Source organism: Streptomyces sp. NPDC044033 (genome assembly GCF_056434425.1).
Window position 1 is genome coordinate 214,231 of record NZ_JBWKFF010000009.1, and the last position, 26,875, is coordinate 241,105.

General features: G+C 71.6%; 26 protein-coding genes. 9 read left to right on the plus strand and 17 right to left on the minus strand.

Features of this window, described 5'->3' with window-relative positions:
* Positions 1-202: 202 nt before the first annotated feature.
* From crcB (AC07AB_RS18490) to AC07AB_RS18500, 3 genes are all read right to left on the minus strand, one after another.
* Positions 203-577 carry a fluoride efflux transporter CrcB gene (gene crcB / locus AC07AB_RS18490; RefSeq protein ID WP_478567641.1) on the minus strand — a complete coding sequence of 125 codons (375 nt, stop codon included), beginning with the start codon at positions 575-577 and terminating at the stop codon, positions 203-205.
* A 52-nt stretch (positions 578-629) separates the two neighbouring features.
* Positions 630-1,115 carry a fluoride efflux transporter CrcB gene (gene crcB / locus AC07AB_RS18495; RefSeq protein ID WP_478567644.1) on the minus strand — a complete coding sequence of 162 codons (486 nt, stop codon included), beginning with the start codon at positions 1,113-1,115 and terminating at the stop codon, positions 630-632.
* A gap of 193 nt (positions 1,116-1,308) precedes the next feature.
* On the minus strand, positions 1,309-2,547 hold the full coding sequence (locus tag AC07AB_RS18500; protein WP_478567647.1) for a styrene monooxygenase/indole monooxygenase family protein: 1,239 nt from the start codon (positions 2,545-2,547) through the stop codon (positions 1,309-1,311).
* 245 nt (positions 2,548-2,792) lie between these two features.
* Here AC07AB_RS18500 and AC07AB_RS18505 point away from each other — a divergent pair, with 245 nt between their 5' ends.
* Positions 2,793-3,614: a metallophosphoesterase family protein gene (locus AC07AB_RS18505; protein WP_478567882.1), complete on the plus strand. Its 822-nt coding sequence runs from the start codon at positions 2,793-2,795 to the stop codon at positions 3,612-3,614.
* A gap of 108 nt (positions 3,615-3,722) precedes the next feature.
* Here the strand turns inward: AC07AB_RS18505 and AC07AB_RS18510 are convergent, their stop codons facing one another.
* The 3 genes from AC07AB_RS18510 to AC07AB_RS18520 all read right to left on the minus strand — a co-directional run bounded on the left by AC07AB_RS18510 (position 3,723) and on the right by AC07AB_RS18520 (position 7,835).
* Positions 3,723-4,127: a hypothetical protein gene (locus tag AC07AB_RS18510; protein WP_478567650.1), complete on the minus strand. Its 405-nt coding sequence runs from the start codon at positions 4,125-4,127 to the stop codon at positions 3,723-3,725.
* Positions 4,128-4,357: 230 nt separating this feature from the next.
* Positions 4,358-6,715: an MFS transporter gene (locus AC07AB_RS18515; RefSeq protein WP_478567653.1), complete on the minus strand. Its 2,358-nt coding sequence runs from the start codon at positions 6,713-6,715 to the stop codon at positions 4,358-4,360.
* A 211-nt stretch (positions 6,716-6,926) separates the two neighbouring features.
* Positions 6,927-7,835: an AraC family transcriptional regulator gene (locus tag AC07AB_RS18520; protein ID WP_478567656.1), complete on the minus strand. Its 909-nt coding sequence runs from the start codon at positions 7,833-7,835 to the stop codon at positions 6,927-6,929.
* Positions 7,836-8,161: 326 nt separating this feature from the next.
* On the opposite strand from AC07AB_RS18520, the gene AC07AB_RS18525 reads away from it, so the two are divergent.
* Positions 8,162-9,430 carry an MFS transporter gene (locus tag AC07AB_RS18525; RefSeq protein ID WP_478567659.1) on the plus strand — a complete coding sequence of 423 codons (1,269 nt, stop codon included), beginning with the start codon at positions 8,162-8,164 and terminating at the stop codon, positions 9,428-9,430.
* A gap of 17 nt (positions 9,431-9,447) precedes the next feature.
* Entirely contained in the window at positions 9,448-9,783 is a 336-nt protein-coding gene (locus tag AC07AB_RS18530; RefSeq protein WP_478567662.1) for a hypothetical protein, read from the plus strand.
* Positions 9,784-10,286: 503 nt separating this feature from the next.
* On the opposite strand, the gene AC07AB_RS18535 is transcribed toward AC07AB_RS18530, so the two are convergent.
* The 3 genes from AC07AB_RS18535 to AC07AB_RS18545 form a co-directional block, all read right to left on the minus strand.
* Positions 10,287-10,703, minus strand: coding sequence for an SseB family protein (locus tag AC07AB_RS18535; RefSeq protein ID WP_478567885.1), 417 nt, complete (start codon positions 10,701-10,703; stop codon positions 10,287-10,289).
* A gap of 354 nt (positions 10,704-11,057) precedes the next feature.
* Positions 11,058-11,678, minus strand: a complete 621-nt coding sequence (locus AC07AB_RS18540) for an HhH-GDP family DNA glycosylase (RefSeq protein WP_478567665.1) — start codon at positions 11,676-11,678, stop codon at positions 11,058-11,060.
* 192 nt (positions 11,679-11,870) lie between these two features.
* Entirely contained in the window at positions 11,871-13,244 is a 1,374-nt protein-coding gene (locus tag AC07AB_RS18545) for an ankyrin repeat domain-containing protein (RefSeq protein WP_478567668.1), read from the minus strand.
* Positions 13,245-13,744: 500 nt separating this feature from the next.
* Between AC07AB_RS18545 and AC07AB_RS18550 the strand changes: the two genes are divergently transcribed.
* From AC07AB_RS18550 to AC07AB_RS18575, 6 genes are all read left to right on the plus strand, one after another.
* Positions 13,745-14,443: a class I SAM-dependent methyltransferase gene (locus AC07AB_RS18550; RefSeq protein ID WP_478567671.1), complete on the plus strand. Its 699-nt coding sequence runs from the start codon at positions 13,745-13,747 to the stop codon at positions 14,441-14,443.
* Complete coding sequence (locus tag AC07AB_RS18555) at positions 14,443-14,721, plus strand: DUF6087 family protein (protein ID WP_478567674.1); 279 nt, start codon at positions 14,443-14,445, stop codon at positions 14,719-14,721. Before AC07AB_RS18550 ends, AC07AB_RS18555 begins: the two co-directional genes overlap by 1 nt.
* Before the next feature lie 1,800 nt (positions 14,722-16,521).
* On the plus strand, positions 16,522-18,348 hold the full coding sequence (locus AC07AB_RS18560; protein WP_478567677.1) for a hypothetical protein: 1,827 nt from the start codon (positions 16,522-16,524) through the stop codon (positions 18,346-18,348).
* Positions 18,348-18,743, plus strand: coding sequence for a hypothetical protein (locus AC07AB_RS18565; protein WP_478567680.1), 396 nt, complete (start codon positions 18,348-18,350; stop codon positions 18,741-18,743). The genes AC07AB_RS18560 and AC07AB_RS18565 overlap by 1 nt, the downstream gene beginning before the upstream one ends.
* A gap of 131 nt (positions 18,744-18,874) precedes the next feature.
* Positions 18,875-19,039, plus strand: a complete 165-nt coding sequence (locus AC07AB_RS18570; protein ID WP_478567683.1) for a hypothetical protein — start codon at positions 18,875-18,877, stop codon at positions 19,037-19,039.
* A gap of 181 nt (positions 19,040-19,220) precedes the next feature.
* Positions 19,221-20,525, plus strand: coding sequence for an MFS transporter (locus AC07AB_RS18575; RefSeq protein WP_478567686.1), 1,305 nt, complete (start codon positions 19,221-19,223; stop codon positions 20,523-20,525).
* On the opposite strand, the gene AC07AB_RS18580 is transcribed toward AC07AB_RS18575, so the two are convergent.
* The 8 genes from AC07AB_RS18580 to AC07AB_RS18615 all read right to left on the minus strand — a co-directional run bounded on the left by AC07AB_RS18580 (position 20,444) and on the right by AC07AB_RS18615 (position 26,627).
* Complete coding sequence (locus AC07AB_RS18580; protein ID WP_478567689.1) at positions 20,444-21,811, minus strand: TfuA-like protein; 1,368 nt, start codon at positions 21,809-21,811, stop codon at positions 20,444-20,446. The genes AC07AB_RS18575 and AC07AB_RS18580 overlap by 82 nt on opposite strands.
* The gene (locus tag AC07AB_RS18585; protein ID WP_478567692.1) at positions 21,808-22,749 is read right to left on the minus strand and encodes a YcaO-like family protein; all 942 of its coding nucleotides are present in this window, start codon (positions 22,747-22,749) and stop codon (positions 21,808-21,810) included. The genes AC07AB_RS18580 and AC07AB_RS18585 overlap by 4 nt, the downstream gene beginning before the upstream one ends.
* Positions 22,656-22,976 (minus strand): hypothetical protein, encoded by a 321-nt coding sequence (locus AC07AB_RS18590; protein WP_478567695.1) that lies wholly within the window; start codon positions 22,974-22,976, stop codon positions 22,656-22,658. Before AC07AB_RS18590 ends, AC07AB_RS18585 begins: the two co-directional genes overlap by 94 nt.
* An 81-nt stretch (positions 22,977-23,057) precedes the next feature.
* Positions 23,058-23,222 (minus strand): hypothetical protein, encoded by a 165-nt coding sequence (locus AC07AB_RS18595; RefSeq protein ID WP_478567698.1) that lies wholly within the window; start codon positions 23,220-23,222, stop codon positions 23,058-23,060.
* Between the two features lie 26 nt (positions 23,223-23,248).
* Positions 23,249-23,860 carry a hypothetical protein gene (locus AC07AB_RS18600; RefSeq protein WP_478567701.1) on the minus strand — a complete coding sequence of 204 codons (612 nt, stop codon included), beginning with the start codon at positions 23,858-23,860 and terminating at the stop codon, positions 23,249-23,251.
* Between the two features lie 6 nt (positions 23,861-23,866).
* Positions 23,867-24,505: a hypothetical protein gene (locus AC07AB_RS18605; protein ID WP_478567704.1), complete on the minus strand. Its 639-nt coding sequence runs from the start codon at positions 24,503-24,505 to the stop codon at positions 23,867-23,869.
* A 212-nt stretch (positions 24,506-24,717) separates the two neighbouring features.
* Positions 24,718-25,347, minus strand: a complete 630-nt coding sequence (locus AC07AB_RS18610) for an HAD family hydrolase (RefSeq protein ID WP_478567707.1) — start codon at positions 25,345-25,347, stop codon at positions 24,718-24,720.
* The gene (locus AC07AB_RS18615) at positions 25,320-26,627 is read right to left on the minus strand and encodes a helix-turn-helix domain-containing protein (RefSeq protein ID WP_478567710.1); all 1,308 of its coding nucleotides are present in this window, start codon (positions 26,625-26,627) and stop codon (positions 25,320-25,322) included. Before AC07AB_RS18615 ends, AC07AB_RS18610 begins: the two co-directional genes overlap by 28 nt.
* Between the last annotated feature and the right edge of the window lie 248 nt (positions 26,628-26,875).

Genomic DNA, 26,875 nt, shown 5'->3' on the forward strand with positions numbered 1-26,875 from the left:
ACCACGGGGGTAGTGGAGGTTGCCTGTAGCTACCATCTACCTGTCGGTGGTGACTCCACTACCCACCGCTGCGCACCGGATCTGTGGCGTTTCTCACCGGTAAATTCCTGTTAACGGGACGTTTCGCGAAGGGTGTTGGGGGGCTGCGCCCCGGTGGGCGGACCGGCTTCGGGGGCCGTCGCACGCGGGGCCGTCCGTGCGTTCAGCCCCACAGCGCCTGCGCGCACGCGGCCCCCGTGAAGGCCGCCCCGAGCCCGGCGACGACACTGCCGATCGCGTTCGCCGCCGCGAAGAACCGCGCCCCGCTCTCGGCCAGCCGCAGCGTCTCGTACGAGAACGTCGAGTACGTCGTCAGCGCCCCGCACAGCCCCGTGCCGAGCAGCGACTGCGCCCCGGACGGGGCTGCCCCGGCCGCCACCGCCCCCGTGACCAGCCCCAGCACCAGGCACCCCGCCACGTTGACCGTGAAGGTGCCCCAGGGGAAGACCGAATCGTGGCGGCGCCGCACGCCCCGGTCGGTGAGATAGCGCAGCGGGGCTCCGGCCATGGCCCCGACGACGACCAGCAGCCAGTTCACGCCCGGCCCCCCTTCGTACGGCCGCCGCGGCGGGCGGCCATGCCCTCGCCGGTCACCGCGGCCTCCTGCCGATCGCGATCGCGCGGCGGGTCAGCCGCGCCGCCGCCCAGACCGCCGCCAGCGCGGCGAGCAGGGTGGCCGCCAGATAGGCCAGACCGGTCGCGGCCCGGCCGCCGTCCACCAGGTGCTGGATGTCCACGGCGTAGGTGGAGAAGGTGGTGAAGCCGCCGAGGACGCCGGTCCCGAAGAAGGGCCGTACGAGCCGGTGGGCGTCCCACGCCTCGGTGACCACCACCAGGAAGACGCCGATCACCGCGCAGCCCACGACGTTGACGGAGAACGTCGTCCAGGGGAACGCGCCCGCCTCCGTGGGCCACAGCAGGGACGCGCCGTACCGGGCCGCCGCCCCCGCGCCGCCGCCCGCGGACACCGCGCAGACCACCGGCAGCTGCCCGCGGGCGCCCTGGGTACGCCGCGCGGGCGCAGAGAGATCGGGATCGACGGGCTCGTCCACCGCTCGGGGCCGTGACTGGCCCATGGGCATGCCTCCTACTCGCCGGGCGTCCGGCCGGGCCGTGGCTCCGGCTCCGGACGCGCTCCATCGCAAGTAGGGACCGTTGGCGGCGTCCGTGCCGCGGTTCGGTACGGCGGGCCCCACCGCCGTGGCGGCGGCCACCGAGCGGATGCGGACGGTGGAGATCGCTGCCGCTGCCCAGATTACCCCGCGCCCCTCAGGGCTGCCCGACCGCCGCCAGGTAGGCCGCCGTGCGGTCCGCGTCCGTGATCCACTCGGGGGCGTCGAAGGGGTCGGCGTAGACGTTGGCGAAGCGGTGGGCGACCTCCGGATGCCGGGACGCCGCGTCCAGGGTCTGCGCCACGTGCTCGGGCGGTCCGAGCAGCAGATTGCTGAACGCCGTCGCGTGCCGCGCCCGCTCCCAGAACGCCGCGAAGGCCCGCTGCATCCAGGGCCGGTCGAAGGGGCGCTCGCCGTGGTCGAGGACCGAGCGCAGATAACTCGCCGCGCAGTGCGCCGCGTTGTTGGCGCCCTGCCCCGCGATCGGGTCGTTGGCGACGACCGTGTCGGCCATGCCCAGGACGTACGCGCCGGGCCCGACCTCGGCGACCGGGTGGCGGACGGTCGGGATGACGGAGCCGAACAGCGTGGCCTGCGCGTCGGTCGGCTTCGCGTTCGCGAACCGCTCGTACTCCCAGGGCACGTACGTGCGCAGCAGCTCCAGCGACCGCTCGATGAGCGCCTCCGCGCCGGGGCGGTCCTGCCAGCAGTCGTACGGCCCGCCGGGCACCGCCTCCCAGAGCAGGATGTCGCACGGGCCGCTCGTGGTGAGCGCGGGCATCAGGATGCTCTCGCCCGCCGCGGGCGAGGCGAGCACCCGCAGCCGCGAGCCGACGGAGTTCGGGCGGCCGTCGGGGGCCGCGACGCCGTGCAGATAGACGCAGGCCAGCGTGCGCTGCGGCGTGTCGAACGGGCTGTGCCGCTCGTCCCGCGTGAACACTTCCGAGAGGTTGCCCCGGCCGGCGGCGACGAGCGTGAGGTCGTACTCGGCGGCCAGGGACCCGAGGTCCTCGGGCGAGACCTCGCGGTGCTCGACGCGCCCGCCCCGCTCCTCGAAGAGCTCCAGCCAGCCCGCCATCTTCACCCGCTGGTCCACCGATTGGGCGGCCCCCTCGAACGACGCCGAGAAGGAGAGGGACGGCGGGCCGGGCTCCTCGGCGAAGGAGAGGTCCAATCCGCTGATCCAGGGCGTCTGTTCCTCCCACAGATGGAGCCCGGCCGCGCGCTCCAGAGCGAGGGCCGGCCCGAACATCACCTGGGTGGACAGGACCCGCCCGGCGCGGATCTCCTCGGCCGTACGGGCCGACACCACCGTCACCTCGTAGCCCTCGGCCCGCAGCCCCAGGGCCAGTTGCAGCCCGGCCTGCCCGGCGCCGACGATCGCGATCCTGCGCATCGCTGCCTCCGCGGGCCCGGAGGTCGCTGGCGGATTGGGTCGTCGGTGCTGCCGGGCCCCTCACCCGTTGTAGCGGGGGGCGTGGGCCCTGTACAGGGCGTGCGGGCCCGTCGCGCTTGTTCGGCTTCGATGGCCCGATCTGCGGCGGTGCGGGCCCGCCGCGCGGAGCGGGCGCGGTCCGGAGATCGGGGCTACTGCTCGGAGCGCCGCCGACGTACCCTCGGCTGATGCGTCAAGGAAAGCTCATGGGCATCAGCGATCTGCACATCGCCTACCAGGACAACCGGCGCATCGTCGAGGAGCTGCGCCCCGACGACCCCGCCGACTGGCTGATCGTCGCAGGCGACGTCGGCGAGCAGGTCGCCGACGTCGAATGGTCGCTGAAGACGCTCAGCGAGCGGTACGCCCAGGTCGTCTGGGCGCCCGGCAACCACGAACTGTGGACCACGCCCAAGGACCCCGTCCAACTGCGCGGCGAGGCCCGCTACCACCACCTCGTGGAAATCTGCCGCGGCCTCGGGGTGCACACCCCGGAGGACCCCTACCCGGTGTGGTCCGGGCCCGACGGGCCCGTCGTCGTCGCCCCGCTCTTCGTGCTCTACGACTACACGTTCCGCACCCCCACGGCCGCCACCAAGGAGCAGTCCCTGGCGCAGGCGTACGACGCCGGGGTGGTGTGCACCGACGAGATGCTGCTGCACCCCGACCCGTACCCCACCCGGGACGCCTGGTGCCGCGCCCGCGTCGCCGAGACCGAGCGGCGGCTCGCCGCCGTCGACCCGGAGCTGCCGACCGTCCTGGTCAACCACTTCCCGCTGGTACGGCAGCCCACCGACATCCTGCGCTACCCCGAGTTCGCGCAGTGGTGCGGCACGGAGCGCACCGCCGACTGGCACACCCGCTACCGGGCCGCGGCCGTCGTGTACGGGCATCTGCACATCCCGCGCACCACCTACTACAACGGGGTCCGCTTCGTGGAGGTCTCGATCGGCTACCCGCGCGAGTGGCGCAACAACCCGCGCCACCCGGGGACGGCGGCGCGGCAGATCCTGCCGGCGCCGGGCTGAGGGGGAGTGAGGTCCGGGGACGGGTTGTGGGGGAGGCGAGGTTCGGCGCCGGGCTGAGGGGGCGGCGAGGCGCGGGTCGCCGACCGGGCCCCGCTGCGGGACCGGCCGCTATTCGGCGATCTCCACGACGACCCCCGCCGACTCCAACTCGGCCATGGTGCGCGGCCAGTCCTCCCATGTGTCCCGCATCCGGTCGCGGATGCCCGCGCCGGGGATGACCAGCACGCGGATGCCCTCGCTCCGCAGGAACGCCGCGATCCGGCCGGACGGCCGCAGCACGGACCACATGTCGTACCCGGGCCGGGCGTACCCGTTCCGCTCCGCCCACCGGTGGATCAGCGCGAGCTGCGCGTCCCAGTCCTTCTCGAAGTCGGTGTAGAGCGCCGGCCCGTGCTCCGGCTCGTCCACCTCCCGCGCTCCGAACACCCATCCCCAGGCACGGGGCTCGGCCCCCCGCGCCGCGTCGGGCTCCTCGGGGGATGGGTCCGCAACGGACCGGTGTGCGTCAGCCATGCCCCGACGCTACTGCCCCGGCGCGACGCCGTGAATGGGGCTGGTGGGGGGCGGGGTGGGGGAGACGGGCGGACGGCCGGTGGCGGGCCGTCGCACCATGGCGTCAGGTGCGCCCCTCCGAGTGGCCCCGCAGGGGGGTGCTGCTCTCTTCCCGCGTGCCGATGGGGGCCTTCCGGCGCCGACGGGCGGCAGCCGGGAAGTCCGGCCGCCGCCCGTGGGTTACCTGCGGGTCATCCGTGGGTCAGCAGGAAGTCCACCTGGCGGACGGCGGCCGGGGCCGGGCCCGTGGGGAGGGCGATCGGGGTGGCGGCCGGGGCGTAGCCGGCGGTCAGCACCGTGTACTGGCCGTCGGCGAGGTCGCCGAAGGCGAAGGCGCCGCGTTCGTCCGTCACGCACTGCGCGACGACGTCGCCCGCCGCGTCGAGCAGGGACACCCGGGCGTCCTCCAGGGGACGCCCGCCCCGGTCCCGTACGGTGCCGCACACCGTGACCGCGGAGCGCAGCTCGACATCGATCCGCTGCGCCGCGCCGCCGGCGATCTCTACCTGGACGGCGTACGGGCGGTGCCCGGCGGCGGAGACCGTCAGCGCGTACGGGCCGGGCGCCAGCTGCGGCAGGGCGAAGGCGCCGTCGGCGCCGGTCACCGCCGAGGCCGCCACCTCGCCACGGGCGTCGGTCGCGGTGACCACCGCGGCGGCCAGCACCGGCCCGCCCTCGGTCCGTACGGTCCCGGTCGTGCCGGCCCCGCCGTCCAGCAGCAGCTCGCACTCCACGGGGCCGTCGGCCACCGGCACGGTGGTGGCCCGGGGCTGATGGCCCGCGGCCGAGCCGATGACCACGAAGGAACCGGCCTCGGGCGCGTGCACGGAGTACCGGCCGTCGCGGTCGCTGAGCGTACGGCCGAGCTGGTGGCCCGCCGTGTCGATCAACGTGACCGCCGCGCCCGGCACCGGGGCCGCGGCGAGGCCGAGGACCCGGCCGTGGATCACACGCCCGGCCGGGGGCGGGGTGTCGGCCATCGCGTCCGCGGCGGCCACCACCGGGGCGGGGGCGTCCTCGGCGGCCTCCGCCGGTACCGCCGCCTCGATGGGATCGGCCGCGGCCGCCACCGCGGCCGCCCGTCGCGCCGGGAGGAAGAAGGCGATCAGCAGCCCCACGACCGCGGCGGCGCAAGCGACCCCGAAAGCCATCCGGAACCCCGTCATGTTCGGCAGGTCGACCGGACCCAACCGCGTCGTCTGGCGCGCCAGGATCACGCCCACCACCGCACTGGACGTGGACGTTCCGATCGACCGCATCAGGGTGTTGAGGCCGTTGGCCGCGCCGGTCTCCCCGGCCGGCACGGCGCTGATGATCAGCGTCGGCATCGCCGAGTACGCGATCCCCACGCCGGTGCCGATGACGGCGGAGATGATGGCGATCTGCCAGACGGAGTGCAGCATCGCCATGCCGCCGCCGTACCCCGCGCCGATCACGACGAGCCCCGCCATCAGCGAGACCTTCGGCCCCCGGGTCGTGTTGATGCGGGCGGACAGCGGGGACACGAGCATCATCGCCGCGCCCATCGGGGCGACGCACAGACCGGCGACGACCATCGACTGGCCGAGGCCGTAACCGGTGGCCTTGGGCAGTTCGAGCAGCTGGGGGAGGACCAGCGACATCGCGTAGTAGGAGAAACCGACCAGGATCGAGGAGAGGTTGGTCAGCAGCACCTGGCGGCGCGCGGTGGTGCGCAGGTCCACCAGCGGCTCGGCCGTGCGCAGTTCGAGGAAGCCCCAGCCGACCAGGATCAGGACGGCCGCGCCGAGCAGCCCGAGCGTGGTGGGGCTGCCCCAGCCCCAGTCGCTGCCCTTGGTGATGGGCAGCAGCAGGGCGACCAGCCCGGCCGACAGGCCGATGGCGCCGATGACGTCGAAGCGGCCGGGGGCGCGCACCGCCGATTCGGGCACGGCCAGCAGGACCAGGACGATCGCGATCAGGCCGAGCCCGGCGGAGCCGAAGAACAGCGCGTGCCAGTCGCTGTGCTGGGCGACGAACGCGGCGGCCGGCATCCCCAGCGCGCCGCCGATGCCGAGCGAGGAGCTCATCAGCGCCATCGCGGAGCCGAGCCGCTTCGGCGGCAGTTCGTCGCGCATGACGCTGATGCCCAGCGGGATCGCGCCCATCGCGCCGCCCTGGATGGCCCGGCCGATGACCATGATGACCAGTTCGGAGGTGAGCGCGCAGACCAGCGAGCCGACGACGAGCAGCCCCAGGGCGACGATGAGGATGCGGCGCTTGCCGAACATGTCGCCGAGCCGCCCCATCACGGGGGTGGCGACGGCGCCGGCGAGGAGGGTGGCGGTGATCACCCACGACGCGTTGGACGTCGTGGTGTGCAGCAGCTTCGGCAGGTCGGCGATGAGCGGGACGACGAGCGTCTGCATGACCGAGACGACGATGCCGCAGAACGCGAGCACCGTCACGAAGCCGCGGCCCACCTCGGGCTGCTCGCCGGGCTGCCCACCGGGTTGCCCGCCGGGCGGTGCGGCACCGGCGGCGCCCCGGGCGTGAGCGGCCCTGGCGTGGGCCGGGGATATCTGGGGCATGCTGGCGCGGCCTCCAAAGGGTTCGGGTGCCGGCTACAGGTCCAGCGCACAAGGCGGTGACGGCACGGACGCTGTGCATCTTACGCACAGCGTGTATCGTGCAAGTTTCGCTTTCGGGGGCCTACGGGGCCTTATACGGGGACGAGTTGGGTTGCATGGGGCCAGACCGGGGCAGGTCAGGTCGGATCGGATCGGACCCGGCGGTACGTGCCTACGGCCGCGTCTCCCGCGCCCCGGACGCCTGGCTCTCCGGTTGCCCGGTCGGCCGCCCCTCGCGCTGTTCGGCCGTCCACGCTCCCCGCTGATCGACCGGGTCGACCGGGTCGACCGGGTCGGCCTGATTGGTCTGATCGGCGAAGTACGCGGTGGGCGAGGTGCCGAGCGCGCGGCGGAACATGGCCGTGAACGCGCTGGGGGTGGCATAGCCGAGCTCCGTGGCGATGGCCGTCACGGCGACGCCTCGGGCCAGCAGGATCACGGCGTGGATGAGCCGCGCCTGCTGCACCCAGTGGGTCAGCGACATCCCCGTGGCGGCGGCGAACCGGCGCTGGAGGCTGCGCGGGCTCAGATGCGCCTGGGCGGCGGCGGTGGCGGTCGTCCAGTGACCGCCGGGGTCGCGCTGGATCGCCGCGCAGACCCCGTCGAGCTCGGGGTCGTCGGGGGCGGGCAGGTGCAGCGCCGCCACGGGGCGCGGCGCGAGTTCGGTGAGCAGGAGGGCCACGACCTGGCCGTCGCGCCCGTCCGGGGCGTACTCGACGGGGAGGCGGGTGGCCTCGTCGATGAGCTCGCGCAGCAGCGGCGAGACGGAGACGACGGTCGGCTCGGTGGGCAGGGCGGCGGCCGCTGACGGCTCGATGTAGAGGGTGCGCATCCGCACCGCGCCCGTACAGCTCATCGTGTGGGTGACGCCGGGCGGCACCCACACGCCGCGGGTGGCGGGCACCACCCACGTGCCGTGGTCGGTGACGACGGTGATCGCGCCGGTCGTGCCGTAGATCAACTGGGCGCGGGTGTGCCGGTGCGCGGGGATGTGGTGGCCGTCGGGGAGGTCGCGGGCCATGGCCGCCAGCGGTCGGGGGACCCGCTGGTAGTCGTCCCGGTCCTCGCTCTTCCCGTACATTGGCGCACTCTCGATAGGTGATGGCGTAGGAGCGAAAGCATGTCAGGCGGGGCCTTCCATAGCGTGGACCCACGTGATGGAGACCTTGAACGAGAGCCGGCCGGCCTCGGCGCCCCCCGCACCGCCGCGTGCGACCGCCGCCGACTCGGCCCGTACCAGCCCAGCCCGTAACCTCGCGGCTCGTAACGTCTCGGGCCGTATGGCCGCGTACGCGCCTGCCGCCGACGTACGCCCCGCACCTCCCGTGCCTGCCGCGCCTTCCCCATGCCCCGTGTCCCCCGTGCCTTGCGCCTACGGATCCACCGCATACGGGCGGGTGACCCGTCATGGCTGACAAGAGGGGCACGACGGACGCGACGGGCACGGCTGACCTGCCCGACCTGCCCGACCTGGCCGAGTCCCCCGGCCGACTGACCCGCCCGCTCACCGTGCTGCTGGCCGTCACCAGCGCGGTCACCGCCGCCAACGTCTACCTCAACCAGCCGTTGCTGGGGGCGGCCGCGGCGGACCTGCACGTGAGCCCCGAAGCGCTCGGGGCCGTCCCCACGGCCACCCAGTTCGGCTACGCCGCCGGAATCCTGCTGATGGTCCCGGCCGGCGACAGCCACGACCGGCGCCGCCTGATCCTCGGCCTCGGCGCCGCATCCACCATCGCCCTGGCCGCGTCCGCCGTGGCGCCCACGGCGTGGTGGCTGATCATCGCGAGTTTCGCGGTCGGCCTGCTCTCCCCGATTCCGCAACTGGTGGCGCCGCTGGCCGTCGCCCTCGCCGGCGACCAGCGGCGGGGCCGGGTCGTGGGCACCATCCAGGGCGGGCTGCTGATCGGCGTGCTGGCGTCGCGTGCGTACTCCGGATCGTTCGCCGAACTGGCCGGGTGGCGCGCCGTCTACTGGTGCTCGTGCGCGCTGACCCTGCTGCTCACCTGCGTGCTCTGGCGCGTCCTGCCGGCCGCCCCGGCCATCGGCACCGCCCGCTACCGCACGACATTGGCGTCGCTGCCCCGGCTGTTCGCGTCCAACCAGCTGATCCGGCGGGTCACCATCTCCGGGGGGCTGGTGGGGATCGCGTTCGGCGCGTTCTGGACCGCCCTGACCTTCCTGCTCGAACAGGACTACCACTACGGCTCCACGGAGGTCGGCCTCTTCGGCCTGGTCGCCGCCGCCAGCGCGCTCGCCTCACCGGCCGCCGGCCGGCTCGCCGACCGCATGGGAGCGCGCCTGGGACTTGCGGCCCTCATCGCCACCGTCATCGCGGGCTGGGTGCTGCTGCTGCCCGGCGGTACGCACCTGAGCTGGCTGATCGCCGGGGTCGTCGTCCTCGACATCGGCGTGTGGGGCAGTCAGGTCGTCTGCCAGACCACGCTGTTCACTCTGGACAAGGCTGCCCACAACCGCCTCAACACCATCTACTTCACCCTCCGCTTCCTGGGCATCGCCATCGGCTCGCTGGCGGGCTCGCTGGCGTGGGGGAGCGGCGGCTGGCCCGCCGTGGCCGCCGTGGGGGTCGTCGCCGCCCTGGCGGGCCTCATCGTGGGTGTTCTCCCCCATTCGAAGGGGCGCGCCAAGAGTAATCAAGTGACTACCCTTGGTGCATGACTGGGTGCGGTGGACCTGTGTGGCGATCCGCCACGCGGGCTGCCGCCGCCGCGCTGATCGCCGCACTGCTCGCGCTGTGCGGCGCGGAGCCCATGGCGGCGCGCGCCGCCACCGGCCCGGCGCAGTCCGCCGCCGCGGTGGTGGAGGACGAGCGGTCCGCCGACGAGAGCGCCGCGTGCGCGGACGGGCAGCGGCGTGCCGCGTGCCCCGGCCGGGCCGGCCGCCGGGCTGAGCCGCGCCCGGGATGCCGGTGCGGCCGTGCGTCCGTGCCACGGCGATCTGGCGTGGCCCGCCGCCCCGACCGGGCCGTCATCGCCGCCGCCCACGTCCGCTGCGTCGTCCTGCGCTGCTGAGGGGGCCGCGGTCCCGCCCGTCCGGGCGGGGAAGCCGCCTGCCCCTCGGTTCGACAGGTACGAGAGCAGAAGAGGCACCATGCCCACCGATCCCGGGCACGGACTGGACGGCTATCTGCGCGCCCAGTCCTACCTGGCCCACCGCCCTGCTTCCACCCCTCTTTCCACCCCTCCTATCCCTCCTCCCCCTCTGCCGAGTTCTTCCCCTTCTGAGACCGCTTCCGAGTCTGAGACCGTTTCGGAGGCGGAGGCGGAGGCGGAGCCCGAAGGGGGCCCCGTACACGGGTCTGAACGGGAAGCGCCCGTCCCGGCCGCACGCCGACCGGGAGCCATGGCACGGCTCCTGGCCCTCCTCACCCCGAGCCGCGCCCGACCGGCCCCGGAGACGGCCGCCGGGCCCGACCGGTAACGGAACGCGAGACGGGGCCGGGGTCTCGCCCCGGCCCCGCCACGTCGTCGCTCGGCCGTACGGGCTCCCGCCGCGCCCGACCGTGTGCGCGGGTTCAGCCGTGCGGGCGGGCCAGCAGCGTCCGTACGCCCTGGGCGTCGAGGGTCAGACCGCCGGGCGAACTCGCGTCGATGGCCAGCGACAGCTCTTCGGCGGGCCACTGCGAGGCGAGGGTGCCGAGCGGCACCATCCGGTAGCGGGAGATGGACGGCAGCAGCTCGGCCATGCGCAGCTCCGAGGTGAATACGGGCACCAACTGCGCCCCGCCCGGCTGCTCCATGATCGGCAGCACCACGTCCCCGGAATCGGGCTCCTGCGCGTCGCTCAGCTCATCGGGAACGGGGATCAGTACGTCGCTCCCGGCCAGCGTGTCCAGCGCCGCCGTGTCCTGGGTGTTCTCGGAGAGGGCGTTCAGCGCCTGCTGGGCGGGGGAGAGGCCGTTGCCGGAGGGAAGGTCCATGGGCGTGTTCATGGGAAATCCTGTCATCGCGTAGGGGATCGGGCAGCGGTCCTGGACGTCCGCCGCCCAGGACGGGAAGCCACCCGCGTACCCGCCTTCGGCGCGGCCATGCATCATCGCCGCACCTCGTCCTCGGCGGCTGCCCGGATCTCCGGCGGCGGCTCCGTGATCTCGGCGGCCGCGTGCCCGGCATTGCCGTCGGCCGCCTGCCCGGCATCCAGGGCGGTTGCCCCGCCTCTTCGGTGGCTGCCCCGCAACCGCGGCGAATCCGCCCCGCCGCGACCCCGGCGGATTCTCCGTGCCTCCGGCGGGCTCCCCGTGCCCCTGGCGGGCTCCCCGTGCCCCTGGCGGGCTCCCGCCGCGAGGTCACTTCTCCAGGGCTACGCGCACCAGCGCGGCGGCGAAGACGGCCGGGTCGCCGTCGCCCACCAGCCGCGCGAGGGCCTTCGCGCCGTCCGGCAGCCTGAGGCGGCGTGCGCCCTGTAGGGCCTTGGCGTCCAGGTAGGGCGCGACTTCGGGCCAGACGCCCTGGGCCTCGCGCAGAAAGATGTCCGCGCCGACGGGCCCGAGACCCGGCACCTTGCGCAGCAGCCGGCGCAACTCGGGGAGGTCGCCGTCCGCGGCGTCCCGCATCCGGCGCAGGTCCCCCTTGTACTCGTCCCTCAGCATCTCGGCGCCGTCCCCGAGCTGCGTCGCGGTGCTCTCGTCATAACGCCGATAACCGCCGCGCCCCAGGGCGTCCACCCGCTCCTGCCAGCTCGCCTCGGCCATCCGCCGGGGGTCGCGCAGCCCCGCTTCGTGGAGCGCCCGAGCGGTGTCGATGGCGATGCTGTGGCGGATACGGGCGCTGAGCAGCACGGAGAGCACGAGCAGCCGGTAGAGCGGCTGCGGAGTGTTCCGGAGCCGGATGCCCGCTTCGTGTGCGTACGTACGCCCGTGCTCGTCGAGCAGCTCGCGGACGGTCTCGCGTTGGGTGGCTTGCGCCATGGTGGGAACTCCTCTCCTTCGTCCCCTCCTTGGTACCCGCCACGCGGAACATCACCGGCAAACCGCCCATCTGCTGACGGGGCGCCCCGGGACGGGGGCAGACGGGTGGCGGAGAGGGGGCAGGGCGAGGGCTTGCCCACCGTTTCTGCGACGACCTTCGGGCTGGGGCCCTTTCCCGCCGTCGTCGCACAGTCAGCCCTGAAGCCGCGGAGGCAGTGCCACCCGTCGGCGCGGAGTACGGAGATCCACTGCCTGCATGCCGTCGCTGATGCTCAGGCCGGCAGCCGCACAGGAGTAGGCAAAGACGTTGGCACCGTAGGGAAGCCCGGGTCGGTCCTGCCAGAATCGAAAATGCCAGTAGGCGCTCGGGTCCGACTCCTCCGGCGGGAGGCCGATCTCTTCGCTCATGACGACTTCGCCGTCGCGGGCCAACGTGCCGAACGTCCCGCCCTTGGGGTTGAAGTACACCCCGTAGGCAGTGGTCGCCGTCGACACCGCCCGCAGTAGGGCGTCATGGCGGGGCAGATACCCCTCCTGTGTGATCACGCAGCCGCCGGGATCCCCGGGCACACTCGTCACGCCGACATGGCGGAGGGAGTCCTCGTAGTCCATCTCACCGTCGGGCGCGTGCTCGAAGTCTGTTTTCGGGCACTGCGCGGGGTCGGCGCCGAGCCGCCGGATCAGCTCGTCCTCAGACAGGCCCCGCACGAAGGTGATGCCGAGCCCTTCGGTCCGCAGCTCCTCCCCGCTGAAGGCCGCGATGAGCGCGTCCGCGGACCGGAAGGCGGCGACATCCTGGGCGGGAAGACCTACCGCCCCCGGCAGGCCCGCGACGAGCGGCGCGAGCGGCGTGGTCAGCAGCAACCGCCCCGGTGACCAGGGCCCTTCCTGTGGCGTCCACACATCGGCCCCGGCGTCGATCAGCACACGGACGCTCGCCTCGTCCACACATCGGGCCGCGAACCACAGCGGCGTGTACCCGTCGTCGTCGCGTGCGTCGACCTCCCCGCTGTGCGAAAGGAGCGCGGCCGCCGCCTCCGCCGCCCCCTGCTCCGCTGCCAGATGCAGCGGGGTGGCGCCGGCCCACCCGACGGCGCCCCCGGGATGTGCGCCTCCGTCGAGTCGGGCTCGGACCAGAGCCGTGTCCCCCCAGTCCCGGGAGCCCATCTGCCCCCAGTCGGCCCGCGGCACGTAGCGCTGCCTGGCCTCCTCCTCACGTTGCCGCTCATCGACCTGGCGCTGGGTCAGGGGAGGTGCCAGGAACGCCGGCGGACCGCTGGCCTCCATGTACACGAAAGTATCCGGCTGCCCCGAAGAATCTGGCGGCTCCAGTCCCGGCCAGACCTCCAGCGCCCGCCCTGACGCGCTACGGAGCGCCGACACATCGATCGGGGTACGCGTCTCGGCTATCCCCTCGTCCGGCCACTCGATGACCAACTGCGCCTCGCCAGGCGGTGGGAGCTCTGCCAGATACAGGTCGACGTCGGTCTTGAACAGAGACCGGCGGGGCTGGTGCAAGCCGGAATCCAACGGGATCAGCCCGATCGCTTGCGTCGTCGACCTCATGACGTACCGCACCTGCCGTATCGCTGTGTCGTCCAGGGAGGTCACCCGACGGCCGTCGGAGAACAGCAGACCCACCCGGAGCCCGGACTGCCGCCGGGTGGCTACGCTCTCCCGGAGAGCCTTTCGGAAGACCGCCAGATGCAACGTGGCCGACTGCGGCCACAGAGACCACCCCGTCACCAGCACCCGGGTATCCGGACTGGTGCCAACCACCTCAAGCTGCGGTAACAGTGCGGGTGCAAACCGATCGACGGGCGGTGCGTATCGCTCGTCCTCCTCGCCTGGCGGTCCCAGCTGAATCACCACCGGCCGCTCGACGGCCGGTTCCTCGGGAAGCACAAGATCGTCGAAGAATCCCATGCGCCGAGCTTGGCACGAGGGTCTGACACCGCCCCAGAACCTCCGGTACACAGGTCGGGGCCCGACCGACGGCCGGGCCCACGGGCACGCCTGGGTGAGACTGCTCCGAATCGGCTCGCCGCCTCGCCGGCCCCGCCAGGATGGGGCGGGTGACAGCTCTCACCGCAGATCTCTGGCATCACTACGGACGCGTCCGCCACACCACCGACCGGGCTGTACCCGACACATTCCGCTGGAGCTGGGATCAGAGCAGCGGGCCCGGCCCGAGCGTTCTCGGTGATCTGACGGGTCTGTGCCTTGGCGACCTCGGTGCAGGGAGCGCCCGACACGCTGCCCACCTGGCCGTCCACTACCGGCCCGCCCGGATTGTCGCCGTTGACGCCTCACCCGCCCAGTGCGCGATGGCCACAGACCTGTACCAGCACCTCGCGCCGCGCCTTCGCATCGAGCAGGCCGATGTGGTCAGTCACCTGCGCGCGGCGGCGGACGTGTACGACGTGCTGTACAGCGTCTTCGGCGCGGTCGACTTCACCGAGCCGCGCGAGTTGTTGCCGGCGGCCTCCGCCGCGCTGCGGCCCGGTGGGCGGCTGGTGTTCTCCACCCTCGCCCGCTACCTCAACGGCGAAGCTGCCCAGCCCAACGTTCAGCACGCCGATATCTCGGCCAAGACACCGAACGGGGAAGCGACCACGATGCGACGCTGGGTGCTTCAGGAACATGTGTGGACCAAGGCGCTGAGCGAATCCGGCTTCACGCGGATCAGCGTCGACATACTGCCCGGCGAGGTTGGGCCGCGGACCGCCGGCACGCAGCTGGTGACCGCGTACCGCGAGGCGTGATGGGCAGGCATTCCCGCCCCGGGCCCCCGAACCAGCCGTCCCGTGCCATCCCACTCACAGACGCGCACTCGCCACTCGCCCCGTATGAACGGCGTCGGCAAGCTCCCATGGACGTGCGGCGTCGCCACCGGCCGCTGACCGGCGGCGGAAGCCATCTGAACCCCGGGGCGCCGCGGAGCCTGGAGGAATGGGACGGTTTCGCCTACGTCCCAGTCGGTACCGCCCCCGATCTCTCGGCCGCGCAGGCTTGGGTCAACGACCTGGCGCCGGGGGCGTGAGGCGGGAGGAGACGAGGCCCGCCCCCGCCCGGCTGCGCGACGATCTCCGGCCGGTCAGGCGTAGGTGCTATTGCGGTAGATGATCCGCAGGTTCTCGGCCGTGCTCTCGGTGGCCCGGTCACCCGAACGGCGGGTTTCAGCTCTCCGTCCGCATCGTGGTGTGGCGTCCTGGACAGGAAGGCTCGGGAGGCCGGCGCTGCTGCGGGCCACGCCGTGCAGGAGGCGAAAGGAACAGGCATGTCTGATCCGGAAGAGCCGAAGACATCCACGGCAGGTGGCTAGGGAGCAGCCTCTACGCAGGGTGGGTGGACTCCGCACTCGGCGCAGGATGAGCCTGCTGTGGGTGATTCGAAGACGGCTTCACCGCAGGGCGGGTGGGTTCCGCATGCGGCGGAGGACGAAGCCGCGGCGGCCGCTCGGGACGGCGATGAGGAGTCGAGCGAGGACTCCGCGGGCAGCGAGGGAATGGCCGCTACGCAGGGCACTTGGGGTCCGCACTCGGCGGAGGGCGATTCCGCTTCGGCTGACCGGGATGGCGGCGAAGAGCCTCGCCCCGCTTCCGAGAGCGGCCCGAAGAAGTCTTCAACGAAGGGTAATTGGGGCCCGAACTGACTGAGGCGGCGTAGACAGCGCGGTACCGGCACGGGCAGGACCCTCGGCCAGGAGCGACCCCTTGGCCTCGGGCTGTCCCATGAGGTCGCCGTCGCCGCGCATCTGAATCCATCGGGTACACCAGCGGCGAGCTCCCCGGCGCCGCTCCCGCGATCGTGCTGCGCACCCTCGGCGCTGGGCCGGAGCCGGGCGAGAAGGCGCGCACTGTCGGTGTCCGATGGGAAGCGGAGGAATTCGCGCACTTCGGGGGACAACCGCGCAGACGGTAGCCGTTCCGCTCGTCGAGCGGGAAGCGGGTGGCTCGCCGGGCGGCGTGGCCGTGGCCGTAGGCGCGGATCGTGTTCTCGGAGTTGTTCCGCGGCCTAAGGGCCCGCAGCGGCGGCACGGCCACGACGTAGCCAGGACGGGCGTGAGGTCGTACCGGACGGTCGTGAGGTCGTACCGGATGGGTGTGTCGTCCGTCACGGGGTCGCGGCGCGCCCGCGATCGTAGACAGGCGAGGCGCTTGGCCTATAAGCGATGTGCTTACGGGGCTCACACACCCTCACCGGTATTTTCCCAGGTGAGGGGGTGGTTGCGCCCCCGGCAGGACTCGAACCTGCGGCCAAGCGCTTAGAAGGCGCTTGGTGAGGGCGGGGTGGGTGAGGCTTTGACCTGTAGGTACGGAGTGACGTGACGAGCCGTCGGTAAAATTTCCCGCGTTTTCGGGAAGCGGGGGTCGGAGACTGACTTCGCGGTCCCGAACTCTCTTGTCGCTATTACAGGCTTACGGAAAAAATCCGGGCCCTCGTGGTGACTGTCGTTCGTGGGTGGGGAGGGAGCCGTGCCCGGTATGAAGCTGGTAGACGTGGGTGGGGCAGCGCTTAGAGGGGCCATAGCGGCTCCATGCCGCGAGAGCTGTGCCGCTGCGCAGAGGACGTTGACCTCGCTCCGAAGCTCGAGTCCTGGAGCAGCCGGCTGCTGTCAAAGCAGGCGTTTTGCGCCACTCGCTAACAGCAAGTTCCAGTCGTGGGAGCGGATGGCTTGGGCGGAATGCCCCGGCAGTTAAGCCTCTGGGTGGTCGCCGTAGCCGAGATCGCGCCAAACTGCTGATCGCTGGAGCGCTGTGCGGGATGTCGATTTTGCGATCTGGCGGTTCCTGCTGTTATTCGTGAAGATGCCCGCCGTACCGATGAACGGGGGAGCAGTGTGGGTGTCGCCTGGGGGACCAAAGCCCGGCAGAAGAAGACCGACAGCTGGGCGACCATCGGGTTCCCTGGGGTGCCGGTGCAACGCGCCCAGCCTCTGGTGGACACGCCGAGGCCGGCGGAGGTCGATCCGACCACCACGGAAGTGACGAAGTTTCTGTGCCAATCGGTCTACGCGCGGCCGGATCGTGTGCGGGCTCTGAAGGCATGGTGGCGCAAGGTGCGCGGCAAGAAGTCCGCCGTGGGCAAGCCGCGTCGCAGCACCCGGAGACCTATCTACCTTGACGGCAGCGACGACTGCCCACCGCTCGGCGAGGCGACGGCGCAGTGGATCATCGATCACATTTTCAACGGTCCTCCGGTGCCTGTGCCTTCCTATGGGTTCGACCTTGTCCCGGTAGTGGTGCACAGCCTTCGTGCCCGTCGCCGCCGCCGACTGCGGCGAGCGCTGTTCGTGCTGCTCCTCGGTGTGGCTGCTTACCTGTCACCGTGGGCGACGGCCTTGTGGATGGCATGCGTCATCATGGCTTTTGCCATGAGGTGGGCGGCATTCCGTGCGCAGCGCAAATCGAAAGTGACCCGCCTGTCGCGTCGTCCGTACCTGTCTTACGTTCCGCTGCTTATCCCGTGGGCATTGGCTGTGGTGCCGTTCGAATCGTCATGGATTGCCCTGCTGTCCGTGCGGCTGGACTTGGTCGTCGTGCCCCTCGGCTACCTCGCGGGTATGGCGGTGATCTACGTCGTAGACCGCCTTGTGGCGAGAGGGGCGCTCTCTGTGCTGAACCGCACGCAGGTCTCCCGGAACGCGCTGCCCTGGGTGGGGGTCAAGGGCAGAGGCAAGATGGACACGATCGGGAAGAGCCAGGAGGACAGACTGCTCCCCTACGACACCGCACAGCACTTTGTCGGTGCTGGGCGTGATCACTGGGGTGCCGCCCATATCAATATCCCGCTCAAGCCCAAGGACCCGGATGAGCCGGTCAAGTCCTTCGGGGAAGCCGAACTCCTCCGGCGCGTGGGCAAGGCCCTCGATGAACTGGGCCGTGGCGTTCGGGAGATCACCGACCCGCTTCCCGGATTCTCCATGGAGCGCGTCCTGGGCCTACCGTCCCACCTCTGGCTTCAGCGCACGCGCGAGGCCGATCCGGAAGCACCTGACCTGAGCGGCCGGGGACGCAAGTCGCCGTCCAGTGAGCCGACCCGGCTCTACCTGCGCGCACAGTGCATCACTTGGGGCGGACAGGTCGTGGTCAGCGTGTTCGTCCATGCCGCCCTTGAGGCAGGCGAGTTGCGTCTCACTGTGCGGCCGCATGTGAATACCCCGCTCTACAACGAACTGCGAGGGACGACGAATCCTCTCGCCCGGAGCGGGCTGCACCTGGTGGGGTGGCTGGCCGTGCAGTCCCTTCTTGACGCCGCCGTGGGCCCGGTGACCCTCTGGCGCCTGGTGACCCAGATCGCACGAGGGGAAGGTATCCCAGGCCGCACCGAGGAAGAGGATCCGGTGAGTCTCCGCGACCGGTATTCGACGGAGGAGGTCACCGACATGCACCAGAGCGACGACGCCAAACGCCATGTCGTTCTCATGGAGACCCGCGTCTTCCGCACCGTTGCCACTTACTTGCAGGAGCGGGGGATCGACACGACCGCCTATGAGCAGCAGGTGGCCGCGGTCACCAACAACATCCAGATCTACGGCGACAACAACGCACCCGTCCAGAACGTCGTAGGGAACGGCAACAGCAACATCGGGCAGAGCTCCACCAGCCAGAACAGCCAGAACAGCCAGAACAGCCAGAACAGCCAGAACAGCCAGGGAGGCAAATGATGGCCATCGGACGACGGCGCCAGGAACCCGAGCCGGGTCACGGAGCGGGCATCAGCATCGGCGGCAACAACATTGGCCCGCTTCAGAACGTCGTCGGTCAGAACATCTCTCACGTGCGCCAGCATGCGACGGTGGAGGGTGCCGCTGACGTCGACTCTGTACGCGAGCTGCTGGCCGCATTCCGCCTGGACCTGGAGCGGAACGAGCCACAGCTGGAACATGCAGACGCCCTACGGGCAATGGCGACCAGCGTCGACAATTCCCTTTCCGAACCTGCCGAACGATTGGGCACCCTACGAGGAATTGCGCAGGCACTGCCTGCCCTCGTTGTAGGAAGTGTGGTCCAACAGAGTGGCGAGGCGCTCGCTCATGCCATCGGCGGGCTACTGCCCTGACCTGCTGATGCGACCGAGCGGTCTACCGTGCGAGTTGAGCAGCGCCCGTCGTTGTCGACATCTTCGACCGTGCAGCGATCCAGTTTCGAGGGCTGGATCTTGAACGGGGAGTGGGTGCTGTAGATGACCTGGTGCTGTGGAACCAGGCGTTCCTCGATGTAGCGCAGAAGGTCGTTCTGGGCCTTGGCGTGGAGGGTCAGGCCACCCTTCACTACAGGCGATCTATCCAGGACGTCGAAGTCATCACCTTCGATGAGCTCTACGAACGAGCTTGCTTCGTCGCGGAGGACCGCTGAGGCCCAGACGGTCGCATCTGGGCGGGATACGACGCGGAAGTGTGTGTCGGCGTTCGTTTGGCGCGGTTAGTTGGGAGTAGGGAGCGGCGGGTCTGCGCTTGGTGGAGGATGGGGCGCTTCGGCTTGCCGGAGCGTCTGCGCCAGGCGTTGAGAGAGGACCGGTCCGCTGAACAGGTTGCCTATGACTCCCAGTCCTGGACCGGCCCGTCTTTCCTGGTCAGAGCGTGTGCGTGACGCTGGTGCTCCGTTGCGGGTCCGTTCCTTCCGGTCCCATTTCGCGGCGCGGCTGTTGTCGTGGACAGGGTCGGCGGTGGCGCCGATCGGGTTGGCGTTCGCGGTGCTGGATATCGGCGGTGGGGCCGGTGGGCTGGGGTTGGTGCTCGCGGCTGGGACGGTGCCGCAGGTTCTGCTCCTGCTGGTCGGTGGGGTGGTTGCCGATCGGTGGTCGCGGGCGCGGGTGATGGTGTGGTCCAACGTCGTGTGCGCGGTCGCCGAGGGGCTGGCCGCGCTGTTGTTGTGGTTCGGCTCGGCGCAGTTGTGGCATCTGGTGGTGATGTCGGCGGTGTGCGGGGCGGCGTCGGCGTTCTTCACTCCGGCGGCCGGCGGGGTCGTGGTGGAGGTCGTGCCGGGTCCGGTGCGGCATGCCGCGAACGCGTTGTTGAAGATCGGCCAGAACGTGGTGAAGGTGAGCGGTCCGGCGTTGGGCGGCGGGCTGGTGGCCGCGGTGGGGCCGGGGTGGGCGATCGGCTGGGATGCGCTGACGTTCGCCGCCGCGGCGGTGCTCTGCGCGCGGATCGGGCTGGGGGGCGGCCGAGTGAGTGTGCGGTCGGGCTTCACGGCGGATCTGCGGGAGGGCTGGCGGGACTTCTGGTCGCGGCGCTGGCTGTGGGTGATGGTGCTCCAGGGCGCTTTCGTCGTGCCGGTGTGGCTGGTGGGGTACCAGCTGCTGGGGCCGGTGTTCGGGCTGCGGTTCCTGGGAGGGGCGGGGCCGTGGGGGGTGGTCGTCGCCGGGTTTACGGCCGGTCTGGTGGGCGGGTCCGCCATCGTCCTGTTGTGGAAGCCGGGGCTGGTCGGTTGGGTGGTGTGTGCGGGGATGGGCTCGCTGGCCGTTCCGCTGGCCGCGATGGCGGTGAAGGCTCCGGTGCCCGTACTCGCGTCGGCCACCGTCGTGGCGGGCATGGGGCTGGCGGTCAGCATGACCACCTGGTCCAGTCTGGTGCAGGAGCGTATTCCGGTGGAGTTGATGAGCCGGACGATGGCGTACTCGTCGCTGGGGCAGCTTCTCCCGGTGCCGGTGGCCTACCTCATCGCGGGGCCGGTCTCCCACGCGTTCGGCGTGCGGGCGACGCTCGCAGCGGGGGCCGTCGTGATCACCGCAATGGCTGCGGCCCCGCTGGTGCTGGCTCAGGTACGGGGGCTCTCCCTCACGGACGGTACGGCGGAGGAGGCCGAGGTTCTGGCTTCGGCGGAGCGGGCGCCGAGGTAGAAGGCCCGTGCGACCTCGACGGAACCCGAGAAGTCGCGAAACGCGCGGTCCCGGGCGGCGGCGTCGCGGGCCGCTCGGTCGGCGTCGAGGGGCAGGTGCCAGCGGCCGAGGAGGTGTCGGCCGATCCGCTCGGCGCGCAGGTGCTCGATCGTGCGCTGGGGGCCGCCGGCCGCGATTGCCGTGTTGAGGCGGTAGGCGGCGGCAACGTCCTCTGGGGTCGGCAAGGTGGCGTCGAGCAGGGTCCCGGCTTCGGCTCGGGTGGACGGCCAGACGCTCCAGGCTCCGTCGAGGCGGGCCGAGCGCACCATGACCCGCAGCAGCACTTCCGCGGCGGGCAGCGAGCGGACTTCGTCGGCGGTGAGCCAGAACGCGAGCTGCTCTGCGGAGAGGGCGTCGGCGTCTACGCCGTGCCGCGCGGCGGCGCGCAGAGCCGCCGTCTCCGGGTCGCCCGCCTCACGGTTGGCGATGGCGGTCAGGACGCGCTGTCGCCAACGTGCGGGGAAGGTGGGGTCGTAGAGCTGTTGGTGCTGGAGAAGGGGGAGGAAGGGAAGGCCGGAAGCGGAGTCGGGCTGGTAGGTCGCAGTCCAGTAGCTGACGTAGCTGGTGCACCATCCTTCGTCGCGCCTCGCGGTGGTGTCGGGGAGGAGCAGGGGGTTCGCGGCGATGTGGCGCAGGGCGTGTTCGGCGTCTTCGCGTTTCAGGTCGTACGGGTGGGACTGCTGCCAGGTGTTGATCTCCTCGAAGGCGCGGGTCAGCCGGGCGGTACGGGCGGCGTGACCGAGCGCGGCCCATGTCCGCTGGGTGTAGGGGAGTTGGCGGGCCAGAGTGTGAAGGGCCCGTGCTTGCGCGCCGGTGATCCGGCCTGCGGCTGTGGCGCGGCGTATGGCAGTGCGGAGGTTGACCAGGGCCTCGGTCAGTGCCCGGCCACCGGGTGTGTGCAGGACGGCGACTTCGTCGTCCGCGTCCAGGATGCCGGTGCGGAAGCCCTCGTAGATGCGACCGATGCCGATCATGCCGTAGGGGGCGAGTTCGGCCGCCCGTAGTGCGCCCATGCTGGCGGTGCCGAGGACCCGGACGCCGGTGTCCAGCAAGGCGAGGATTTCCTTGTGCCGTACGGGGGCGGACTGGTGCCACAACCCGTCGATGATCACGACGGTGTCGCCGGGCACGGCGGCCAGCCGCAGGAGGTCGCCGTGTTGGACCGGCGGATGACAGACGGCGCCGGGCAGCAGGTCACGCACGCGCTCGGCGGCCACGGTGGGGCCGGTGAAGACGTGGATGCTCACGTGCTCACCGCCTGGGGCCGGGGAACGGTGTGGCGGGCGCGGTAGCGCAGGTGCGGGGCCAGGACTTTGACGACGGCGAACTCCGCCCGGGCGTACGGGCCGTGGGCCAGGTCCACCAGCAGCGGAGCGGTCCCGGAGCGGGACGTGATGGCGGTGGCGAGGTGGGCGGCGTCCTCCTCGGCGGTGGCGAAGGCCGTGGTGTACCCGGCGGCAATGTGCGGCCAGCTCACCGGGGCCTGGTCCGGGGCAGCGGGCCGGCGCCGGGTGCCGGAGCGGTAGGCGGCCGCGGGGAGCTCCTCGCGGCTGCCGGTGATCTGGGTCAGCCGCGTCTGAGCCGCTTCGGTGATCGCCCGCGACAGGGCGACCTGCGGGGCAAGGTGCGCGCCCGAGCCGGACACGAGGAGCGGGCCTTGGTCCTCGCGCCACAGGTAGCAGGTCATCACGGGCACGCGGTAGCAGTTGGGCAGGTGTCGCAGTTCGAACCAGGCCCCGGCGGCGGTGAGGCGTTCGATCAGGTCGGCACAGTGCGGGTCGTCCACGCTGTTGGCGTCGATGAGCTGGTTCGCGGCGGGCTGTCCGGAGCCGTCGAGGTCGCTGAGCACGTCGCGTTCGATCACCTCGCACAGGCCGTGCGTGAGGGCTTCGGCGCGGGTGTTGCCTGAGGCGAGGCCGTTGGTCGAGGCGCTGGGCAGGTGGAGCCGCCACGTGTTGTGCATCTGGCGGCCGAGGAGTACCGATGCGGCCGGCACGGGTACGGGCATGTTGTCGAGGGCGGAGCGAGCGGTGATCCACTCCAGTTCCGTCCGGTCGGTGAACAAGCTGCCGGGGTGGGTCTCCAGCGCGGTCACCGGATAGGGCAGGTCCAGTTCCCGGGCTGGGGAGCGTACGTGAGAGGCGGGTACGGCGCGTTCGGCGTGCCACACCTCGATCCCTTCCATCGCCCGGAGACCCGGGCCGCGGCCAGGGTCGCGCCTTTGCCCTGGGCGACCGACAGGGTCCGCGCGAGCGGGCGGACGGCCATCGTCACCGGGATGCCGAGGTCGTCGAGGCCGGTGACGTCGGCGACCCGGGTGATGCCGAAGGCGGTCAGCAGGGGGCGGATCAGTTCCCACGTCTGCTCGGGGTGGCGGGTGCGGTGCGTACCGTCGAAGAACGTCTTGCGCACGGCACCTCCCAGGAGGCGGACCGGACCGGCCGCTGGAGCCCCGGCTGGGGGGCAGCGGCCGGGCACGGCGGACGGTTCTGGTCAGGCAGGGGGCTGGGGGTAGAGGTGGGTGTCGGGGAAGGCGGAGTCGGGGACGGCCGGGTCGCCGCCCGCGTTCTGCGGCATGTCGCCCGCCGCGTGCAGGTCGGTGACGAAGTCGGCCGGGTCGAAGGTCGGCGGGGTGGCGGCGGGGGCGGTTGGTTGCATCGTTCCTCCGGGGTGTGAAGGGGCTGCTATACCGACAGGTCGGCGAAGCAGATGGTGATCAGTACCTCGGGTGACGCGGAGTCGACCGGGGTACGCCAGTGGGGGATTCGGCGGCCGTCGAATCCGGTGAAGGCCCGGTGGCGGACCGCGAAGCACGCGCCGTCGAGTGGGTAGGGCGAGCCCGCGAGCCGGTCGGCGACCTGTCGGCTGGGCAGGTAGCGCAGCCGCGGCAGCCACCCCATCGGGCCCAGGGCCGGGGTGAGGGCGCACGAGAAGGTGATGTCGCACTTCCCGTCGTCGCGGTGAACGTGCATGTAGTCACCGGCCCGGTAGTACTTCAGGCCGAAGCGGATGGGAGTCATCCGAGCCCGCCCCGTGGCCTCGCCCGCCACCTCGGCCAGCACCTTCGAGCGGGCCAGCGCGTTCAGGGCCGGGCCGCCCGGGTGGACCCTGCACCGTTGGGGCGAGGTGATCGACCCGTCCCGCATCACCAGGAGCCCGGGGCGCTGATTGTGCCGCACGACCGCGAGCGCCTCGCACCGCGCGGCCTCCTCGGCGACCTCCTCCCACAGCGCCGCCCCGACCGCGTACTGCGGCACCTCGACCCGTCCTTCGGCGATCCACGCCTGGCGCAGCACCGGGCCTCACAGGTCCATGTACGAGAACGTGGCCAGCAGCCCCAGTTCGCCGGTGAACCGCGGCCGCCAGTGCGGCACGTCGTACCCGGCGAACGCCCGCACGCTGCCGGCGCCGTACGGATGGGACAGCGTCGTGAACCCCTCCCCCTTGGGGAACAACCCGCGTTCGGCGACGACCTCGGCCAGCGCGTCCGGGAGCGCCTGGCGCAGGTGCGGCGCCCAGCCCATGGGCGCAAGCCCCTCCGTGAGCGCGATGCCCACGGTGACGCTGGCCCGGACGCTGTCGAGGTGCAAGCCCTGGAAGTCCCCGGCGCGGTAGACGACCACCGCCCCGCCGCGCGGCGTGAGCCGGGAGATGCCGGTGGCCTCCCGCAGCTTCCCCCACAGCGCTTTGTCGAAGGCGAGCTGCTCCAGCACCGGGCCGGCCGGGAGGAAGCCGCAGTGGAAGGGGGCGGCGAACGAGCCGTCGCGGTGCGCGCTCGTCTCCTCGCGCACATGCGGCGTCACCAGGTCGAGCCTGCCGTGCGCCTCGGCGACCAGCGCCTCGAACCGGTCTTGCTCCAGCGCATCGTCCAGCACGACCGTTCCGAGCTGCTCCCACCCCGCCCGCGCCGACGAAGGGGTGAGTAGTCGGCCAGTGTCCATGGTCCTCCTCGTCGCTTCGGTGACGTGCGTGAAGCGGTCGGCCACCAGCGGGAAGAGAGAGGCCCGCCGTGTCCGCGGGCCGCCCGGGAGCCCCAGGAGAGCCGTACGTGACTCCGGCTCCCGGACGGTTGACAGGAGTAAAGCGCGCGGACCCCGGTTCTGGATCGCAGCGGTCCTGCGAGCCCGCAGCGGGGCTGCGGGCCGGTCTGGACCTATCCGGCCAGCGCGAGGCCGAAGAGGTCTTCGACCTGCGCGATCGCGGCGGCCGGGTCGCGGTCGAGGATGACGTCCATGCCGAGATTCTGGGCGGGCGGCAGGTTGTGGGCGGAGTCGTCCACGAACACGCACGCCTCGGGCGGGAGGCCCATCAGCTCCAGCATGACCGCGTAGATCTGTGGATCGGGTTTGCGCATCCGATAGTCACCGGAGAGCAGCACGGCGTCATACCGGGTGGGGAGGTCGTAGCCCGCGTACGGGTCACAGGGCCCCTCCCCGAGGCTGTTGGAGAGGATGCCCACCTTCACCCCCGCGCGCCGGGCAGCCTGCGCGGCGTCGATCATCGAAGGTTCAGGGTGCAGATCGCTCAGGACACGGCCGAGGAGATCGCTCCCGTCGATCCCCAGCAGGGCGCCGGTGCGCTCGTTCCATTCGACCTGGGTGATCGCGCCGCGCTCCAGGTCCGCGTACAGCTCCCGGCCCAACGGGTCCGTGGAGATCGCCGTCAGGAAGGCGTCGGGCGGCAAGCCCTCTCGCACGGAGAACGCGCGGGCGCACGCGGGGACGGAGGTGGTCAGCACTCCGCCGAAGTCGAGGATCAGGCCCTGGCGGCGGGGGTGGGGCATGTGCGGCTCCTCAAAGTGGAACGGACGTCGATCAGATGCTCGGCGAGAGCCCGTACGGCCGGGCCGCGAACCCCGCGCAAGCGCCGGTGCAGAGCGCTGATGCGCCGGAGCGTCTGATCGTGGTGGACTTCCTCCAACAGGTCCAACGACCGGTGCGCGTCCGCGACCGCGGCTTCCACGTCCCCGGCGCCGGCGTACGCGTCGGCGCGGTCCACATACGCCGTGGCGCGGTGCCGCCGCATCGTCGCCTCCAGCCCCTCCAGCGCCGCGTCCAGCAGCGGAAGCGCTTGCTCGTGACGGCCGAGCCGGACCAGGTCTCCGCCCTCGTACGCATCGATCTTCGCGAGGTCGAACCAGCCGATCCCGCCCCACCGTTCATCGTCAACAGGACCGTCGAGACACCTGCGCGCCTCATCCAACGTGCCCCGACAAGAGCGTTCGTCGCCGTCCAGCGCGTACATCTCCGAGGCCACCGCCAAGGACCACGCGCGCATCCGCACCGAGGCGCCCTCCGCACGGTCCGCTGCCGCGAGCGCGCAGTCCAGGCCGCCCGCGGGATCGCCCGCGTACGCCAGATGAAACGCCCGGCCCGCCCACAGCAACGCCGACAGCTCCGGCTCCCCCAGCGACCGCGCGACGTGTTGCGCCGCGTCGAGATACGCGTTGCCCTCGTCCCGGTTTCCCAGGTCGAGAAAGCACAGTACCGAGGCGAGCGCCGCCATCTGCCCCAACTGAAGCAGCACAAGACACCGTTGCGGATCTCGTAGCTGAGCGGGGCGCAGGGAGAGGAGCAGCTGGCACTGGGCTTGTGCGGCCGACAGCAGCGACGCGGCGGGCACCTGCCGGTACGCGTACCGGTAGGCGGCAGCCACCGCGTCCAGCTGTTCCACTGTCGCCGCGTCCACCGACGCCGTACGGACAGCGTGCTCGATACGCCCGCTCTCCACCGCCGGGGCCAGCGCAGCGAGCGGACCGGTCATCGCTCCCACCACGAACTGGCGTCGCTCCACAGAGATCCACTCTTCCACCGGCTGGACGCGCGCCCCCGCCGCTTCCGGCCAGCGCACGTCAAACGCCAGGACATACGCCACCTTTTGGCCCAGCGCGCGGGCGATCGTCTCCGCGGTGGCCATGCTGTCCAACGGCAGCACGCCTCGCTCCACCTGGGAGACCCACGACTCGGACCGGCCGATCGCCAGCCCCAAGTCCCGCTGTGTCCAGCCCCGACGACGGCGCCCCTTGGCGATCCGGTACCCCACCGTCACGTCGAGCTCGGCCATAACAGACCCCCAGGTGCGGTGTTCACGCCGCTACAGCACGCAATCACTGTAGATGCGAAAGACGTAGCGGCGGTTGTCGACTCTGACGGCCGGGCTGCTCTGCTGGCTGCGAACGTCAGTTGGGGAGTCGTTTCGCGATGAGTGCGGGTGTCGCTTTCTGTCCGACATTGCGATGTCGGGTTGTTTTGACGTCAGGCGGGGGACTTGCGGTGGGACTGTGGGGTGTGCTTCTGCCGCTGGGGGCCTGA

Excerpts from the sequence above, each read along its gene's own strand:
- crcB (WP_478567644.1), bottom strand. The coding sequence starts at position 1,115 with ATGGGCCAGTCACGGCCCCGAGCGGTGGACGAGCCCGTCGATCCCGAT.
- AC07AB_RS18500 (WP_478567647.1), bottom strand. The coding sequence starts at position 2,547 with ATGCGCAGGATCGCGATCGTCGGCGCCGGGCAGGCCGGGCTGCAACTG.
- AC07AB_RS18505 (WP_478567882.1), top strand. The coding sequence starts at position 2,793 with ATGGGCATCAGCGATCTGCACATCGCCTACCAGGACAACCGGCGCATC.
- AC07AB_RS18510 (WP_478567650.1), bottom strand. The coding sequence starts at position 4,127 with ATGGCTGACGCACACCGGTCCGTTGCGGACCCATCCCCCGAGGAGCCC.
- AC07AB_RS18515 (WP_478567653.1), bottom strand. The coding sequence starts at position 6,715 with ATGCCCCAGATATCCCCGGCCCACGCCAGGGCCGCTCACGCCCGGGGC.
- AC07AB_RS18520 (WP_478567656.1), bottom strand. The coding sequence starts at position 7,835 with ATGTACGGGAAGAGCGAGGACCGGGACGACTACCAGCGGGTCCCCCGA.
- AC07AB_RS18525 (WP_478567659.1), top strand. The coding sequence starts at position 8,162 with ATGGCTGACAAGAGGGGCACGACGGACGCGACGGGCACGGCTGACCTG.
- AC07AB_RS18535 (WP_478567885.1), bottom strand. The coding sequence starts at position 10,703 with ATGAACACGCCCATGGACCTTCCCTCCGGCAACGGCCTCTCCCCCGCC.
- AC07AB_RS18540 (WP_478567665.1), bottom strand. The coding sequence starts at position 11,678 with ATGGCGCAAGCCACCCAACGCGAGACCGTCCGCGAGCTGCTCGACGAG.
- AC07AB_RS18545 (WP_478567668.1), bottom strand. The coding sequence starts at position 13,244 with ATGAGGTCGACGACGCAAGCGATCGGGCTGATCCCGTTGGATTCCGGC.
- AC07AB_RS18550 (WP_478567671.1), top strand. The coding sequence starts at position 13,745 with ATGGGGCGGGTGACAGCTCTCACCGCAGATCTCTGGCATCACTACGGA.
- AC07AB_RS18555 (WP_478567674.1), top strand. The coding sequence starts at position 14,443 with ATGGGCAGGCATTCCCGCCCCGGGCCCCCGAACCAGCCGTCCCGTGCC.
- AC07AB_RS18565 (WP_478567680.1), top strand. The coding sequence starts at position 18,348 with ATGGCCATCGGACGACGGCGCCAGGAACCCGAGCCGGGTCACGGAGCG.
- AC07AB_RS18575 (WP_478567686.1), top strand. The coding sequence starts at position 19,221 with ATGACTCCCAGTCCTGGACCGGCCCGTCTTTCCTGGTCAGAGCGTGTG.
- AC07AB_RS18585 (WP_478567692.1), bottom strand. The coding sequence starts at position 22,749 with ATGGAAGGGATCGAGGTGTGGCACGCCGAACGCGCCGTACCCGCCTCT.
- AC07AB_RS18595 (WP_478567698.1), bottom strand. The coding sequence starts at position 23,222 with ATGCAACCAACCGCCCCCGCCGCCACCCCGCCGACCTTCGACCCGGCC.
- AC07AB_RS18605 (WP_478567704.1), bottom strand. The coding sequence starts at position 24,505 with ATGGACACTGGCCGACTACTCACCCCTTCGTCGGCGCGGGCGGGGTGG.
- AC07AB_RS18610 (WP_478567707.1), bottom strand. The coding sequence starts at position 25,347 with ATGCCCCACCCCCGCCGCCAGGGCCTGATCCTCGACTTCGGCGGAGTG.
- AC07AB_RS18615 (WP_478567710.1), bottom strand. The coding sequence starts at position 26,627 with ATGGCCGAGCTCGACGTGACGGTGGGGTACCGGATCGCCAAGGGGCGC.